13 protein-coding genes and 2 pseudogenes are annotated in these 16035 nt (G+C 61.2%); 10 read left to right on the top strand and 5 right to left on the bottom strand.

From position 1 onward, the window contains the following. Positions 1–40: 40 nt before the first annotated feature. The 4 genes from cpaB (AB4Y32_RS05200) to AB4Y32_RS05185 all read right to left on the bottom strand — a co-directional run bounded on the left by cpaB (AB4Y32_RS05200) (position 41) and on the right by AB4Y32_RS05185 (position 4175). On the bottom strand, positions 41–1048 hold the full coding sequence (gene cpaB, locus AB4Y32_RS05200) for a Flp pilus assembly protein CpaB (RefSeq protein ID WP_368720291.1): 1008 nt from the start codon (positions 1046–1048) through the stop codon (positions 41–43). 20 nt (positions 1049–1068) lie between these two features. Continuing rightward, positions 1069–1548 (bottom strand): prepilin peptidase, encoded by a 480-nt coding sequence (locus tag AB4Y32_RS05195; RefSeq protein ID WP_368720551.1) that lies wholly within the window; start codon positions 1546–1548, stop codon positions 1069–1071. A gap of 99 nt (positions 1549–1647) precedes the next feature. Further along, the gene (locus AB4Y32_RS05190; RefSeq protein WP_087733019.1) at positions 1648–1833 is read right to left on the bottom strand and encodes a Flp family type IVb pilin; all 186 of its coding nucleotides are present in this window, start codon (positions 1831–1833) and stop codon (positions 1648–1650) included. A 1247-nt stretch (positions 1834–3080) separates the two neighbouring features. Further along, a complete protein-coding gene (locus AB4Y32_RS05185; protein WP_368720290.1) occupies positions 3081–4175 on the bottom strand; it encodes a glycosyltransferase in 1095 nt (364 codons plus the stop codon). Between the two features lie 900 nt (positions 4176–5075). Between AB4Y32_RS05185 and AB4Y32_RS05180 the strand changes: the two genes are divergently transcribed. The 3 genes and pseudogenes from AB4Y32_RS05180 to AB4Y32_RS05170 all read left to right on the top strand — a co-directional run. Then, positions 5076–6641 (top strand): methyl-accepting chemotaxis protein, encoded by a 1566-nt coding sequence (locus AB4Y32_RS05180; protein WP_368720289.1) that lies wholly within the window; start codon positions 5076–5078, stop codon positions 6639–6641. A gap of 460 nt (positions 6642–7101) precedes the next feature. Further along, positions 7102–7362, top strand: a complete 261-nt coding sequence (locus AB4Y32_RS05175; protein WP_368720288.1) for a hypothetical protein — start codon at positions 7102–7104, stop codon at positions 7360–7362. 51 nt (positions 7363–7413) lie between these two features. Continuing rightward, a pseudogene (locus AB4Y32_RS05170) lies at positions 7414–7526 on the top strand (IS5/IS1182 family transposase); the annotation flags it as partial. A gap of 334 nt (positions 7527–7860) precedes the next feature. Here the strand turns inward: AB4Y32_RS05170 and AB4Y32_RS05165 are convergent. Next, a pseudogene (locus tag AB4Y32_RS05165) lies at positions 7861–8885 on the bottom strand (mannose-1-phosphate guanylyltransferase/mannose-6-phosphate isomerase); the annotation flags it as partial. Positions 8886–10125: 1240 nt separating this feature from the next. On the opposite strand from AB4Y32_RS05165, the gene AB4Y32_RS05160 reads away from it, so the two are divergent. The 7 genes from AB4Y32_RS05160 to AB4Y32_RS05130 all read left to right on the top strand — a co-directional run bounded on the left by AB4Y32_RS05160 (position 10126) and on the right by AB4Y32_RS05130 (position 16021). Further along, on the top strand, positions 10126–10314 hold the full coding sequence (locus AB4Y32_RS05160; protein ID WP_368720287.1) for a Flp family type IVb pilin: 189 nt from the start codon (positions 10126–10128) through the stop codon (positions 10312–10314). Positions 10315–10340: 26 nt separating this feature from the next. Next, positions 10341–10529 carry a Flp family type IVb pilin gene (locus tag AB4Y32_RS05155; protein WP_368720286.1) on the top strand — a complete coding sequence of 63 codons (189 nt, stop codon included), beginning with the start codon at positions 10341–10343 and terminating at the stop codon, positions 10527–10529. Positions 10530–10649: 120 nt separating this feature from the next. After that, entirely contained in the window at positions 10650–11198 is a 549-nt protein-coding gene (locus AB4Y32_RS05150) for a prepilin peptidase (protein WP_368720285.1), read from the top strand. A 116-nt stretch (positions 11199–11314) separates the two neighbouring features. Next, positions 11315–12745, top strand: coding sequence for an ATP-binding protein (locus AB4Y32_RS05145; RefSeq protein ID WP_368720284.1), 1431 nt, complete (start codon positions 11315–11317; stop codon positions 12743–12745). Between the two features lie 63 nt (positions 12746–12808). Continuing rightward, complete coding sequence (cpaB, locus tag AB4Y32_RS05140) at positions 12809–13642, top strand: Flp pilus assembly protein CpaB (protein WP_368720283.1); 834 nt, start codon at positions 12809–12811, stop codon at positions 13640–13642. Between the two features lie 99 nt (positions 13643–13741). Further along, positions 13742–15691: a type II and III secretion system protein family protein gene (locus AB4Y32_RS05135; protein WP_368720282.1), complete on the top strand. Its 1950-nt coding sequence runs from the start codon at positions 13742–13744 to the stop codon at positions 15689–15691. 21 nt (positions 15692–15712) lie between these two features. Continuing rightward, positions 15713–16021, top strand: coding sequence for a hypothetical protein (locus AB4Y32_RS05130; protein ID WP_368720281.1), 309 nt, complete (start codon positions 15713–15715; stop codon positions 16019–16021). Positions 16022–16035 lie beyond the last annotated feature (14 nt).

The raw sequence follows: 16035 nt of genomic DNA, 5'->3' as shown, positions 1-16035 counted from the left end.
TCCAGTCAGACTCCGACGCCTCGCTTCGCGAGCCGAAGGATCAGGGTTGTGCGTTGCGCTGCTCGCGCAGCGGGCTCTGTTCCGCCACCGTCGCGGGCGCGGACGGTGGCAACGGCGGCAAGCCAGGGACGCCGGTGCTGCCGATGGGACGTATGTCCCCCGCCGCGTCCGACACTTTGGATCCGCGGTAGACGATCACGGGATGTGGAACCGTCGGCACAGGCTCCCCTTTACCGCGCGCCGCTACTCGCACGGGCAACAGCGCGCGGGAGACATCGCCGGCCCACACTGGCGGCGTTTGAGGCAGCGTTTCGACGCCGGTAGCGGGCGGATTGCGATCGCTTGTTGCGAAGCTACGGAGCGCGAGCGAGAGCGAACCGAGGTGGCTTGCCACGGCCACCACCTGCGCGGTATGCGGCGTTACTTCGAACGTGACCGTTCGTGCCCGCGTATTTGCGTCCGTGGTATCCGCTTTCGGTCGCTGGAAGACGGAGCCGACCGCGAGTACGCGGACGCGGTTCACCACGGTCTCGCTTTCCACAGAGCGCGGGTCGTTCTGGTGCTCGCCGCCGGACCCGTCGAGCTGACGCGTGAGCAGCACGTCCACGTAATCGCCGGGTTGGATCAGTCCTGCATTGCCGGAGACGTCGTCGATTGCAACCGAGATTGCACGCATGCCCGGCAGTAATGCGGCAGCAAGAAAGCCGGGAGCGTCGGGGGCAATGACATCAGCCCTGCCAAGCGGCGCGCCAGCTTTTACCGCATGACGCAGCACGTCACCCTTGAGATCCGGTACGAGTGCATCATCCTTTTCACCTTTGACGAGCGCCCCTTGTGGAACCTGCTTGTGCGGCATTTCCTTCCACGTCAGATCGCTGTCGCGTAGCAGCATGCCCTCGGGCAGATCAGCCGCAGCCACGCGCACGCGGTCCATGACGGGCGGGCGCGCGGGGCCCGGTTGCGACGCGGCCACGAAGAGCGCGCGGAACACTACTGCGCCAATTGCCGCGGATAGCATTAGGATGGCTAGCTTCAGGATGCGGGGCATGGTGTGAGACGGCCGGATGATTAAAGGCGGTTCAGTACCGGCAGCCAGATGGCGGCAATGCCACCGACAGCGAGCGCGACACCGTAGGGCACGCCACGCGGTATCACGTGCTGCGTGGACTGCGGCGAGTCCGCTGTTTTACGATGGCGGTACGGGTGAATTGCGAGCGCCGCGATGCCTAAAAACAGTCCGCAGCAGGACACGATGAAGAAGACCGGCCATGCATAAGCGGGCCCCGTCCATAGAAAGACGGCAGCAGCAAGCTTGACGTCGCCGCCCCCCATCCAGCCGAACCGAAATAACAGTGCAAAGACCAGGAAGGCGATCATCGCAGTGGCGACGTGCGCTGCGAGCGAAAGGAGACTGACTCCCTCGGCGTCGACACCGTAGAGACAGGCGACCAGCAATACGGCGCGCGTGGGCAAACGGCGGGAGCGCATGTCGCTGAGAGCCAGCGATGCCAACACGAGACAGGCTGCGGATTTTGCGGCGTACTGCATCGAGTGCTTTTCCGTGATGTCCTGCTGTGCGAGCAAGGCGCCCGGCTCCCTTGTGGGAAGCCGGGTTTTCCCTGCTGCGGCACAGACTGGAGGCCGCGATTAGCCGTTCTGGGCGTTCGTCACTTTCGTGATCATGTTCGAGAACAGCGTTGGCAGACCGCCGGGGCCGCTGAAGACGGCGCCGGCCGCCACGACCGCGATGACAACGATGCCTGCGAGCACTGAGTATTCGAGTGCGCTAACGCCGCGTTCGTCGCGCGACAGAGACTTGAAGAATTGCAGCATGGAGGACTCCGTGTGGGAAAACATATATGGATACCAAAATAGCGGGGTCGCATCCTTCGCGCGACGCCGTGCTCTTCAGCATCGTTGTCGAATGTCTGGGCTGTCCGCCACGCGAGCATTTCGAGTGCAGATTGCGAACTCGTCGCAAACGTTTGCATGGCACGTCTTGCAGTTACAGTTTCCAGAACCCTTCGCACAGTCATCATAGGAGAGAGGCAGGCCCGTCAAATTGCGGAAATGAGGCTGAAATTCCCTCTAATTCCAACCCACTGTTTACCTAAGGATTGCTTAAGCCCATTTGGAGCCGAGATGTCAGCAAAGCGTTCACGACATACAAGTAGTCGGTGCAATTGCTCACGCCATGACATATTGGTGCGACCCGATATTGTGCCAACAGATCAGAAATCTACCGCTGTGCTTCAAGACGCGACCACAACCGGTTCTAGCGAGAACATCGTGGGCTGTGAGAATGCGACGCATAATGAAAATTGCTGTAATGGATCTGAGGGATGTGCTGTATTAACAGGCAGGCATGATTCCGTCCCCGGTGCTCTCATCGTCGTGCATGGGCACTCCGATTTTGAGAACTGCAAATGGACTGGAGGTACTGATTAGCAGGATTTCCCCGAAGTCCTTGTCGAGTGTGGGGGAGACGATCTCTCGGAAATAGCGCACGAGCCGGACGATTGAGGACTGTGCTATTAAGGACGGTTTTGCCCGCGCCAGCAGTCCTCACAGGATCACTGATCGGGCTCGTCGTCTCGGGCGCATGGGTTATAAATAGGATGCCTAAATACTTAGCAAGGAATCCGGATTGAAAAATTTCATATTCAGTGTATGCCCACACTCACTGCTACGGATAACCGCTGTGAACGCGCATCCTTCGGAGTCGCCGACGGGCACGGTTAATTTCTTCCCATCCCTGCCGTTATACAGGCATGGAAAAGAGAACGTCCCTACAGATCCTCCTGTCGGCTCATAGTGCTGCGGTAGAGATAGCTACCGGGCGCACCGATCTACGCTTCGCGACCAGGAGACCTGTACGGCACGGTCTTTTTGAGTTTGCCCGAGGACAGTGTTCGCGTCATGAGCACGGAGGAGCTGCTGGACGTTTTGGCAACGCGACCGCGTCCCGCGATGACTTGTGAACCACATCATGGCGCGGTCTATACTATTCGCCGCATGCCCTTGGTGGCTGGTGGCCCGCTTTCATAGGACGCGCTTTGGAGTTCCTTTTGCTCAGCGTTTCATCGGTGCTTGCGGATGACCAGCCAACGCGGCGCCTTGAACCTGACGATACTCACATAAAGCCAGACGTAAGTCGCCGCAAACACGACCACAAAACAGAACAGATGCAGCGTATGCCGCCAGAACAATGTGGCGGGAATAACAGCAATCAGACAAAGCAGCCACAAATACGGCGACGTCAGCGAGTTGCGCCGCGTCAGTTCGCGCGCCGTGCGCGCGCCGACAGCCCACCGCATCAACCGCTTATAAACGAGCATATGCAGATGCACGCCATCGGGAATCCCCGGCGAGATCCCGCGAATGAACTTCTTCCGATAAATCGAAAAGCAGGTCTCGAAGATCGGATACATAAAGAGCAGCACGGGATACCACGCTGACACGTCGCGGTTGCGCATCACGAGCATGATCGACAGCTCGCCGAGCATGAAGCCGATGAAATAGGCGCCGCCGTCACCGAGAAAGATCAGCCCTGCCGGAAAATTCCAGATAAAAAAGCCCATCACCGCGCCCATCATGATCAAGGACGCCGACAGCACGATCGGGTCGTGCACCTGGAACGCGACATAGGCGAGCGATGCGAACATCATGAAAGCAACCATCGACGCGAGTCCGTTGAAACCGTCGATGATATTGATCGCATTCGCCAGCGCGGCAACGGCCAGCACGGTCACGACGCACGAAATCGCCGCATACGAAAGCAGAAAATCGAGCGGCGGCACGCTGATGCGCGTGACGGCGATCCCGAGTACGAAGTACGCAAGCGCCGCCGCGACCATCGTGCAGATCAGGCGCGCGAGCGGCGAGACCTTCTTCGTCAGATCTTCGACGAGGCCCGAAGCGAACGCCGGCATCCCGCACGCGACAACGCCCAAGATGCCCGCCGACACGCCCGGGTACGCGCCATGCAGCTGGATCGCCGATGCGACTAGCCCCACCAGAATCCCCGTCCCGCCGATGCGCGGCACGGGCCGCGCGTGGAATTTCTGCACGCCGCCCAGATCGGTGTCCGCGAACGTTTCATGCAGATGCGCGTAACGCACGATCACGAGCGTGACCAGTAGTGAAACGATGAAGCCGAGCGCGAAACTGAGCATGAAAGTGGAGGGCCGGAAAGCAAACGGAGGATTATACAAATGAAACGCAGGCCGCCCGGACGGGTTGACGGGCACTTCGGCGCATCACCATGAGCGGAGATGCCGACGATCTCATGCAATTCGGTCGACGCACCGGGCGCAGATCGTCTATAACCTACTTCACCGGGTGCGAAGAAACTATTGGTGGACAAAGCGCTTGGGCAGATGCCGCGGATTTGCGCGAGTCCGCGCGTGAGCTGTCAATCGCACCGGCACATGGCGTTGTTTTCGACGATAATGCGCCGCATTTGCCAAGTTCGTTCTTCGAAGATGCGACTCAGACTCCTTGCGTGCCTGACCGTGGTGTTGCTCGCTTCGCCGCTATCATCCATTGCAGCTCAATCAACCGCTCAGTTTTCGATGACGGGCGTCGCCGACAACGGCGATACCGTCGAGCTTCACTTTGACAGTTCCCCTTCGAAATCCGCAACGCTTCTAATAAAGGGTGACAGAACGGGGTTCCCTCCAAAATCCATCCCGTGTTTGTATGAACTTGAGCCCATCCAGAAGGGCGCTCTCGAAAGTCCAATCGTCAAGATTACGTTCAACGACAGGCAGACGATGACAATCGCTTGCGATCCATTGTCCGATAACTGCCACGCTGATGGCTACCCGACGATCAGCGGCATCAGCTTCTCCATCCTTTGGCGTATCAATCGGACAGACGCGCAGTCCGTCCGGGTAAAGACTCGCCCTTTGCACTAGGCACTAGGCAGTCCGCGCGCGTCACGCAGGCTCGAGCACGCGCGCCATCCCAAATCCTGCGTCATGGATTTTCCCTATCCAGAGCACGCAAGCCGTTGCCGTTAGCCATCGTTGGGGCCGCTATCCCGGCCGGCCTATTGCACGTCACGGACTCTCATGCTCAACAACCTCACGATCCGACAAGGACTGACGCTCGTCATCTGCGTATTCGCAGCGTTTCTTTTGACGGTGATCGGCGTCGGTTGGGGCGCGCTGAAATTTAGCAACGACGGTCTGCAGAACGTGCAACAGACTTCGGCCGCGATGAACACCCTCGCGTCGAGTTCGGAGAAGCTGTTGCAGGTGCGCCTGTCGCTCGGCAGCTACGAGACGCTCTTTAGCGTCGGCAAGGACACGGACGGTCTGCTCGCGGCCGCGCGCAAGGTGCTCGAATCGTCGAACGACGAGTTTCGGGTCTACATGGCCGGCCCGTTCGGCAGTGACGAAGAGCGCAAGCTCGCACAGACGGTCGCGGACGCGCGCACCGCACTCGTCAACCAGGCGATCGAGCCGGAGCACAAGGCGCTCGTCGACAACGACTTCAATACGTTCCGCACGATCCAAGGCGAAACGGGCGACCACTACTACGGCATCTACGCGAAGGCGATCGATGCGCTCAAGCGCGCGCAGGCCGACAACCGGCAGCGCCAGGCCGACCAGTTGAGCGAGCGCTTCAGGATCTCAACGGGTATTTTCATCGCGATCGGCGTGGTCGCTGTCGTGGTGGGCGCGCTGGCGCGCACCGGTCTTTCCGCAGCTGTCGTCAAGCCCGTGAACCAGACGATCCGGCACTTTCGCAGCATGGCGGAGGGCGACCTGACCTCGACGGTCAAGGTGCGCTCGCGCAACGAGATGGGCCAGTTGCTGCAGGCGCTCGCGCAGATGCGTGACGGGTTCGTTGGAACCGTGTCGAAAGTGCGCGGCAGCACGCAGTCGATCACGCTGGGCGCGAACGAAATCGCCGCCGGCAACGCCGATCTGTCGAGCCGCACCGAACAGCAGGCGGCCGCTTTGCAGCAGACGGCGGCGAGCATGGAAGAGCTGTCGGCGACCGTCAAGCAGAACACCGACAACGCGAAGCTGGCGAATCGTCTCGCGCAAGGCGCGCTGGAGACGGTCGTGCGCGGCAGCGATGTGGTCACGCGCGTGACGGAAACGATGGACGGCATCACCGAGTCGTCGCGCAAGGTCGGCGAGATCATTGGCATCATCGAGGGCATCGCGTTTCAGACCAACATCCTCGCGCTGAACGCGGCCGTCGAGGCGGCGCGCGCGGGCGAGCAGGGGCGCGGCTTTGCCGTCGTGGCATCGGAAGTGCGCGCGCTCGCGCAGCGCTCGGCGGCCGCGGCGAAGGAGATTCGCGATCTGATCGGCGATTCGACGGCGCAGGTCGAGCAGGGCGCGTCGCTTGTCGCCGATGCGCGCAAGACGATGCAGGAAGCGATGGCCTCCGTCGAGCGCGTGACGGGCATCATGACGGAGATCGAAGGCGCCGCGCACGAGCAGAGCGACGGCATCGAGCAGATCAACAAGGCGATCGGTCAGATCGACGAAGTGACGCAGCAGAATACGGCGCTTGTGCAGCAGGCGGCGGCCGCCGCGAAATCACTCGAAGCGCAGGCGATAGTACTGCGCGAGGCGGTGGCGGTGTTTCGCGTGGAGGCCGCTGCTGGCGTTGCCTAAAGCCTCAGACGTTCGGACAAGTCTTCCAGGTCTTGCGAGGTCGTCCCCTCCGAAATAGCTGACCTGTTTCACGCTGCGCTTTTGGATTGGCCCAACGAGTGACGTCCGAATGCAGCGACTCGCTTGACCGCCTCATGCGGAGGGGCTGTTGGTTAAGAAATTCGACAATACCTCATGCATTTTTGTTTGAGCCCAGAAAACTGGGCAACACATATCAGCACTAGCATGGTCTCTTTCGGATGGGGACTTGACTTCGCTACAGAGAAGCGACGATAGGTCTGGCTCTGGTGTTCATGGCGCGAGGCGCGATGCATGGGAGCCTTCACTGCCGCGGTGGAATATGCTGGAACTGATCGAGATCTCGCGGCTCTTTCTCGCGTCGCTTGCCGCGTCTAGCGTCGCAGGCTGGTACAGCTTCGATGTCATCGAATATTTCAAGAACAGCAAGCCGGAGGCGTAAATGCGTGCTGCGGACTGGCTGACGTTGTTCTACGTGAAGTTCATGGCGCTGCCTTTCTTCGCGCGCAGGGCAATTATCTTTGTCGTATCGCTCGCGCTGTGGTGGTTCGCCGCCATGCTCGCGAGCATGCATGTGAACAACGACCTGTGCGTTGTATTGCTTCTCACAGGCGCGGCAGGCGCGATCTGGTCCAGCGAACTGTGGCGTCTGTGGAAGGTGTTCGCCATCGTGGTGGCGGTCTGTCTGGCGATCATGAAGTAAACGAAGCGCAGCATAAAAAGCGGCTCCCTGATACCGGGGGGCCGTTTTTGCGAGAGCACGATTATGCGATTCCGGCATCGGCTTGAAGCACATGGGTTCTCGTCCAGCATGGTGGCCACGGTCAACGGGATGCTGCAGGCGAGGGATCGATGCTCAAGGTGGGCTTTCCGGGAAGGTTTATTTCAAGCAGAATTGAGCCTATCCTGACCTTGAATTCTCGAAACGGAGAACGACGATGGGTTTCGGTGTTGTTGCGTTGGTTCTGACGGCTGCGATTTGTGCATATGGTATGCACATGAGCAATCTGGGACGCAAAGCCGATCGTGCACGTCGGCACCCGCGCGTACCACGCTAATTCCTGCGCGGAACGGTTTTTGGTCGGCCCGTCTTGAAGCCGCACCTGCGCGTGTGGCAATCTCATTTCTCGGTTGACAGGGTGCGGCGTTGGAGTAGCGCTTGGCGCGTGCCTGCGCCGCATTTCACCAGACAGGCCTGCCGCTAGACTCCGGTGCGCCCGTACTGATCGTCGTCGAATCGCACGATATCGTCTTCACCCAGATAACCGCCCGACTGCACCTCGATGATCTCGAGCGGCGTCTTGCCCGGATTCTCCAGCCGGTGGCGCACGCCGAGCGGAATATAGGTCGACTGGTTCTCACTCAGCAGGAACGATTCGTCGCCGCGCGTCACGCGCGCCGTGCCGCGCACGACGACCCAGTGCTCCGCGCGATGATGATGCATTTGCAACGATAGCCGCCCGCCAGGCTTCACGACGATCCGCTTCACCTGAAAGCGTTCGCCGCGATCGATCGAGTCGTAGCAGCCCCACGGCCGCTCGACTTTGCGGTGCACCTTCGCTTCCGTGTCCTTCGCGGCATTCAGGCGGTTCACGATCGCCTTGACGTCCTGCACGCGATCTTTCGCGGCGACGAGCACGGCATCGGCCGTCTCGACGACCACGACCCCCGTCACGCCGACGCACGCGACGAGGCGCCCTTCGGAGTGCGCATACGTGTCGCTCGCGCTCTCCAGCAGCACGCGGCCGCGCGCGACGTTGCCTGCCGCATCCTTCGCGCTGATGTTCCAGACGGCGTCCCATGCGCCGATGTCGGACCAGCCCGCCGTCAGCGGCACGACGATGCCCGTCAGCTTCGGATCGTCGCCGATACGTTCCATCACCGCGTAGTCGATCGAATCGCTCGGACATGCGATAGCGCGGCGCGGTGGATCAGCAGCGCGCCGTCGCGATCGTTGCTTGCTTTGTCGTACGCCGCGCGACAGGCGGCCGCGATGTCGGGCCGGCACGATGCGATGGCCGCAAGCCACACCGATGCGCGCATCACGAAGATGCCGCTGTTCCACCAGTATTCGCCGGACGCGACGTAGCACTCGGCCGTTTCCTGCACGGGCTTTTCGACGAAGCGCGCGATGGTCCGCGCGCCGTGTGCGTCGGCGGGCACGCCCGTCTTGATGTAGCCATAGCCCGTTTCTGCGCGCTCGGGCGGCACGCCCAGCGCGACGATCTACGGCGAAAAGCCGAATGACGTTTCGAGAGCAGCACGACCGTGGCCTATCTCCCTTTATCTGGCTAGAGAGCCCCGCCATGTTGAGGTCTTCGCCGTCCCGAGGGGACGTGCCTGGAAGCCGAGAATCAGCATCAAGCCATGACGGGGTCTGGTGTTGCGTCATCAAATGCCGGCCTATCAGTTCGACCACTCAAAAAAATAAACCGAGACACCAGCCGGTATCCATCGCGCCGGTGGGGCCTGGCAGTCGATAGGGACGGCCAGAAAGAAGTTGCGCGCAGATTCGTGTCTTCCGTCCGGGTGGCGCCCCTCAACGAGCAATCACTACCGCTTGCGTATCAGCGCTGTAACAAAATGTGACATAGACGCACAAGCGGCCCGGCGAACCCAAAAAATAAGGGTATTCATCAGCCTAAAGCGAGCCAAATCGGCCATGTGGAAGCGCTCTCATAGACAGAGGTGCGCATTTTTTTTCCGGCCGTTATCCGGAGCGCTATTTTTGGCGAACCTTTACAAGTAAATCCGTGTTTCTCGTATGTAACAAATTGTGACGTGCGGGCAGCATCATGATCTTCCCTGTACGCGAATTTTGTTGGGACGAACCTGTGCTGGCGATACCGGGGTGATCTCTTGTAGAGCCTTGCAATACGGTGAGACGAGTCATCGTGCCCAATTCCCCTGAATTCTTCTCAGACTTTTTCTGTACGCCTCCTCACATTAGCATCCGCACGGCCCTCGAACGTCCCGATTTAGCAGTTTTTCAGTTGTGAAACATTCACTGTCGCGGACTAATCAAGAGGTCTTTCATTTGGCCAAATGAACTAATCCCAGCAAGCCTTTCAGCAAAGGTGGCACTGTTCTGGCTATATGTCCCGCACCGACGACGCGCATGGTTCCGACAATAACAGCGTCTCGATTTCAGGTTGCCACAGGACAGCTGGCGGGGGAGTTTGGTTCTGCGGCGCCGGAAAGCTTCGGCACTTCCGGTTTCTGTTTGCCGATGGTGGCGAAGTTCAAGGAACCGCGATGCCAGTCTGGACCGGCATCGCAGTTCTTGAAGAAAGTGGCATTGGGAAGGGGAGGGCTGGGGTGCATTGTCGAGGCGACGTGCTCCAGCACCGAACCGGTCAGCCAGGCCAAAACCGGCTGTGCAGTTGGCAGCCTTCACCAATGCCCGGACCCGCAGCGGGCATGTTTAGTGTACCTGAGTAAAACAACTTCTTTCTAGGAGCATCAAATGAAAAAAACTCTCGACCTGATCCTTGCCTTTGCACGTGAAGAAGATGGCGTGACGGCAATCGAATATGGTCTCCTGGCTTCACTGGTTGCGTGCGGCATCATTGTAGCTGCCACGGGTCTGGGAACTCAAATCAGCTCTACGTTCAACTACATCAGCGGCAAGTTGCTCGCGGCCAATCCGGCGTAAGCGCCGCTCGATCTAGGAGCATCAAGATGCAAAAAACTCTCGATCTGATCCTTGCCTTTGCACGTGAGGAAGATGGTGTGACGGCAATCGAATATGGTCTCCTGGCTTCACTGGTTGCATGCGGCATCATTGTGGCTGCCACAGGTCTGGGAACTCAACTTAGCTCCACGTTCGACTACGTCGCCGCCAAGTTGCTCGCGGCCAATCCGGCGTAATCGTCGCTCGATTTGGTCATCGAGAAGTCACAGCAGTAGTAGTTGATTCAAAGAGCAGTCCCTGCATGATTCAGGGCTGCTCTTTCTTAACCAATGCCGAAATGGAAACGGGGGAACGCAATGAATGCTTTCGAATTTCCAGTCGGCGCGTGTCTGCTGGGTTTGGTGGCAACGGCTGCAGGTTCGGATTTGCATGAGCGGCGCATTCCGAACGTGCTGGTGGTTACGGGCCTGGCTGTGGCGCTCGCCGTGCAGTGGGGTCTGCACGGAACAGGGGAGGGCATCCACAGCTGGTTCCTGGGTCTGCTCACCGGAGGCGGCCTGTTCTTTCCGCTCTACCTGTTGCGCGGCATGGGTGCGGGGGACGTGAAACTGATGGCGGCCGTGGGCGCGTTCGTCGGACCGGAGCCGGCGCTGGAGATCGTGCTGGTGACCTGCGTGATCGGCGGCGTCTGGGCGCTGGCGGTAGTGATCTTCAAGCGCGCGTTGAAGTCGACCGGCACCAACATGCTGGCCATCGTGCTTTCGGGGAGAGGGCTGAGCGGCAGGCTGTCTGAAACAGGAAAGGACGCCGCATTGCCTTCCGTCGGGTCGCTGCCGTATGGCGTGGCTATTGCCTTGGGCACGCTTGGCATCATGGTCCTGCACTCGGGGCAGAGCATCGTTTGATGCGCAGCCGGATCAGAAAGAGCGCCCACGACGAGGGGCAAGAGAAAGTAAGACAGCAGAACAGGTAGCGACAGAGAAGATTTCGCGCCATGCGCGGGACCAATTCGGGGGTACAAGTGAAAGACGAACAGCCAACGGCGCCGCAAGCGTCGGCCGACGTGACGCGTCTGCGTGACGCAAGCCGCGCACGGTCAGATGCGGACCCGGCCGGAACGAGCCTGCTGGCGCGCGCGCCGCGGACCATCGCGGACACCGGCCTCGACCAGACCTTCCTGCTCGAGCTCGTTGCCAAGTCCGCATTCGTGATGGGTAAAGTGACGCTATCCCAGCTCGTGCAGCGGCTCAAGCTCGGCGCCAGCGTGCTCGACAGCGTTGTTTCGTTCGGCGTCCGGGAGCGGATTCTCGAAATCGTCCGGCGCGGCGCCAGCGACCTCGATGTCGAATTGCAACTGACGGAAGGTGGCCGTCACCGTGCATCCGAATTCATGAACCGTTGCCGTTACGTCGGTCCGGCGCCCGTGTCGCTCGCCGCCTATGAAGCGGCGCTCAAACGCCAATCCGTGCGCAGCATGCACGTGACGTCCGCTCAGGTGCGCGCGGCCTTCGCAGGGCTGACAGTCAGAACCTCGCTGCTCGACGACATCGGCGGCGCGGTCAATAGCGGCAAGCCGGTGATTTTCTTCGGGCCGCCGGGAAGCGGAAAAACTTCGCTTGCCGAACGATTGGGCCATCTGCTGCCGGGCCGCGTTGCGGTGCCCTATGCGATTGCCGTCGAAAACGAAGTGATCCAGATTTTCGACCCGCTGATCCACGAGCCCGTCGAACTCACTGCGCGCGACGGCGTGCCGGGTGCGCCCGCCGATGCGCGCTGGCAGATCTGCCGGCGGCCCACGGTGCTGTCGGGCGGCGAGCTCACGCTCGACATGCTCGAGTTGCGTTACGACGCGTCCAGCGGTTTCTATCAGGCTCCGCCGCACGTGAAGGCCAACGGCGGCCTCTACGTGGTCGACGATCTGGGCCGTCAGCGTGTCGAGCCGGCCGAACTGCTTAACCGCTGGATCGTGCCGTTCGACCGCGGCCGCGACATGCTCACCTTGCACACGGGCCTGCGCTTCTCGCTGCCGTTCGACGTCTGGGTGGCGTTTTCGAGCAACTTTTCGCCGGCCGATCTGGGCGATGAGGCCTTCTTTCGGCGTCTCGGCTGCAAGCTGTATGTCGGCGCGCTCGACGTCACCGAGTATCGGGCCGTGTACGAGCGCCGCTGCGAAGAGTTGCGCGTGGCCTCGGACGAAGACGCCTTCGAATACCTCGTGCATCACCTGCACATGACCTCGGGCCGGCCTTTGCTCGCCTGTTATCCGGGCGACCTGCTGCGCATCGTACTCGCCAATGCGAAGTACCAGGATCAGCCCGCCGTCGTGGACGCGCTGAATCTGATGCGCGCCTGGAACAGCTATTTCGCGGTGATCGGCGAGCACGACACGCCGCCGCCGCCGCAACAGCAAGGCGCCGCTGAGCGAAGCACAAAAAAATCAGCGGCCGGTTAATGGACCGGTTAAACGGCCGGAAATTCTAGTCAGGAAACAGGTCAGGCATCAGGGAGAGTTGTCATGAAGAACATACGTGCGTTGGTGATGTTGCTGGTCGCCGCAGTTGCCGGGCTGGGCGCCGTAGCTATGGCGTCGCGCTGGCTGATGGACAGGTCGACGGGCATGACGGCCAAGGTTGCCGTTGCGGCCGTCGACATCAACCTCGGACAACGGCTGAATCCCGAATTCATCAAAATGGTCGACTGGCCATCGGGCAGCGTGCCTCCCGGTGCGTTCACCGATGGGCAGACGCTCGACGGGCGCGTGATGAAAAACAGCGTGCTGCGGGGCGAGCCGATCCTCGAAGGCAAGCTGAGCCCGGTTGGCACCATGGGCGGTCTTTCGGCTGTGATCGCGGAGGGGCGCCGAGCCATCACCGTGCGCGTCAACGATGTGATCGGTGTCGCGGGCTTCGCGCTGCCGGGCAACTACGTCGACATCATCGTCAGCACGCAGCAGGACAAGGGCAACGACAAGACTTCGAAGGACGAAAGCATCTCGAAGATCGTGCTCGAAAAGATTCTCGTGCTGGCGGTCGCTCAGGAAGTCGGCCGCGACGAGACCAAGCCCAAGGTGGTCAACGCCGTCACGCTCGAAGTCACGCCGGAACAGGCCGAAAAGCTCGATCTGGCACGCAGTGTCGGCACGCTTTCGCTGGTGTTGCGTAACCAGGTCGATACCGCAACGCTTCCGACGGAAGGCGCAACCAAGTTCACGCTGCTCGGTGCTTCCGCTCCGGTGCCGGCCTCGGCACCCGTACGCCCCGTACGGGCGCATTACGCGGCACACCGGGCTGCGCCGCGTGACTGCATCGGCGTGCTGTCGGGCGTACTGGGCAGTGTCGAATGTTTCTAGACCGGTTGCGGCCGTTCGGACCTGGTCGCCGTGGCTGGCAACAACAATGCAGAAACGCAAGTCTCGACTTGCAGATATCGGTAACGGGGGCATGACGAAATGAAAACGAAACCAGAATTCTCATCCTGCAGCGCCAAACAACGCTGCTCACTGGGTAGCAAGGCGATCGCTGCGATGGTTTGCTTTGGACTGGTCGGTGCGCAGACTGTCCAGGCACAAGAGGTGTTCGAATTTCCGATGATGGCGAAGCGCGGCGCGACTCCGCCGTTGCCGGCGGGCCGCGGTGCGGCGCCGATGACGCTCGCGATGGGCGGTCCCGCTGGGGTTGCAGGCGCCGCTGGTATGGCAAACGGACCTTTGCCTCTGCGCGGCCCGAGCTGCGCGGGAGAAATTCGCGATGAAACGACGGTCAACGTGCCCGTCGGCAAATCGGTTCTCGTGCCCCTTATGGAGCCCGCGCGCAACCGCACGCTCGGCAATCCGACGATCGCGCAGGCCGCGCTGGTGTCGCCGCGCACGCTCTATGTCGTCGGCATGACGGTCGGCACGACCAACATGATCGTGCAGGGTAAGAGCGGCGGGTGCCAGATGATCAACGTGATCGTCAATATCGACGCCAATGGGTTGCAGCAGGCACTCGGACAGCTGTTGCCCGAAGAGCGGGGCATCCGCGTGTCGACGGCGGCCGGCAACCTGGTGCTGGGCGGCCACGTGTCGAGCGCGCCCGCCGCGCAACAGGCGATGCAGATCGCGCAGGCCTTCGCGGACTCGCAGCCCACGCAGCAACAGCAGGCGGCCTCGTCGAGTGCCGGCAATGGTACGTCGAGCACGAGCCAGCAAAGTTCGAGCACCAGCAAGGCGGCCGCGGTAATCAACATGATGGCCGTCGACTCGCCGCAGCAGGTGATGCTGGAAGTCAAGGTAGCGGAGGTGTCGAAGACGCTGATGAACCAGCTAGGATCGGCCCTGAACATCCAAGGCGGCTTCGGCTCGTGGACGGGGGCGCTCGTGAGCAACCTGCTTGCCGGCGTGACCAGCGCGCTCGCCGTCAGCAAGGCCAACAACCGCCCATTCAATCTTGCCATCGATGCGCAGAAGACCGACAACCTGATCAAGATTCTTGCGGAACCGAATCTCGTGACGATCAGCGGTCAGGAAGCCACGTTTCTCTCGGGCGGCAAGATCTTCATTCCCATTCCCCAGAGCAGCGGCAACGGCGTATCGAGCATCACGCTGCAGGAAGAAGAGTTCGGCGTCGGGCTCAAGTTCACGCCGACCGTGCTGTCTGGTGGGCGGATCAGCCTGAAGGTGGCACCTGAAGTATCCGAACTGTCACCCACGGGTGTGGCGGTCTCGGCTTCGGGCTTGACGGGTGTTTCCATCCTGCCGCTGATTAATACGCGTCGCGCGTCGACGGTCGTGCAGATGCACGACGGCGAGTCGTTTGCGATCGGCGGACTGCTGAGCAACAACGTGACGGGCGCGCTAAAAGCCATTCCCGGTCTGGGCGAAGTGCCCGTTCTCGGCGCGTTGATGCGCAGCACGTCGTTCCAGCAGGACCTGACGGAACTTGTGTTCATCGTGACGCCGCACCTCGTGAAGCCGTTGCAAACCGCGAATCTTCCGCTGCCGACGGACACCTTCTCGCAAACGAATGAAGCAGACGTGTATGCGACGGGCAACATGGAAGGCCGCCACGGCAGGACGACGGTAGCGCCAGTCGGCGCGCCGCAGGACGTGCAGCCGACGCAGCCGCCCGCACCGCAGGCTCCCGCGCCTCAGGCGCCCGCCGCGCCCACGGTGATGGCCGTGCCGCAGCACGAGGTGCAGGTCGCGGCTCTGCCCGCGCAGCCTCTCACGCGTGGCAAGGACGGTCCGTCGCCGGACAAGTCGGCGCCCGCACGGCAACAAATGCAGGCGACGGATCAGGAGGCCGCTCGCATCGCGCGCATCGAGGCAGCCGCGAGCAGGATCGCCGCACGCGATGGCCATCGGGAAGTTGCGAATGCAAGTGCGGCAAGTGGCTCAGGCCATGCGCTGGATCGTTGATGTGATGCAAAGGGGACTCTCATGAAACTCGAACTCGTCAATCTCGTGCGCCGCGCAGCGATCGTCTTGCCCCTCTGCGCCGCGCTGAACGGCTGCATGTCCAGCACGCCGATCTGGGACAAGCACATGGGCGAGGCGCTCAAAGCCGTCACCCAGGCTCAGATCATTGATCCGCATGCAGCTCAACACGCACCTTCGGCACCGGGCATCGATGGCACGTCCGCCGCCTCGGCGATGGACAGCTACGACAAGTCCTTCCGCGCGCCGACGCCCTCGCCGAACGCGTTCGTCATCGGCGTCGGCAGTGGGAACGCGGGCGGTGGCCAGTAACAGAACTTGCACGG

The organism is Paraburkholderia phymatum, assembly GCF_040965635.1.
Lineage (GTDB): Bacteria > Pseudomonadota > Gammaproteobacteria > Burkholderiales > Burkholderiaceae > Paraburkholderia > Paraburkholderia phymatum_B.
This window is presented reverse-complemented; position numbering and strand designations above follow the sequence as displayed.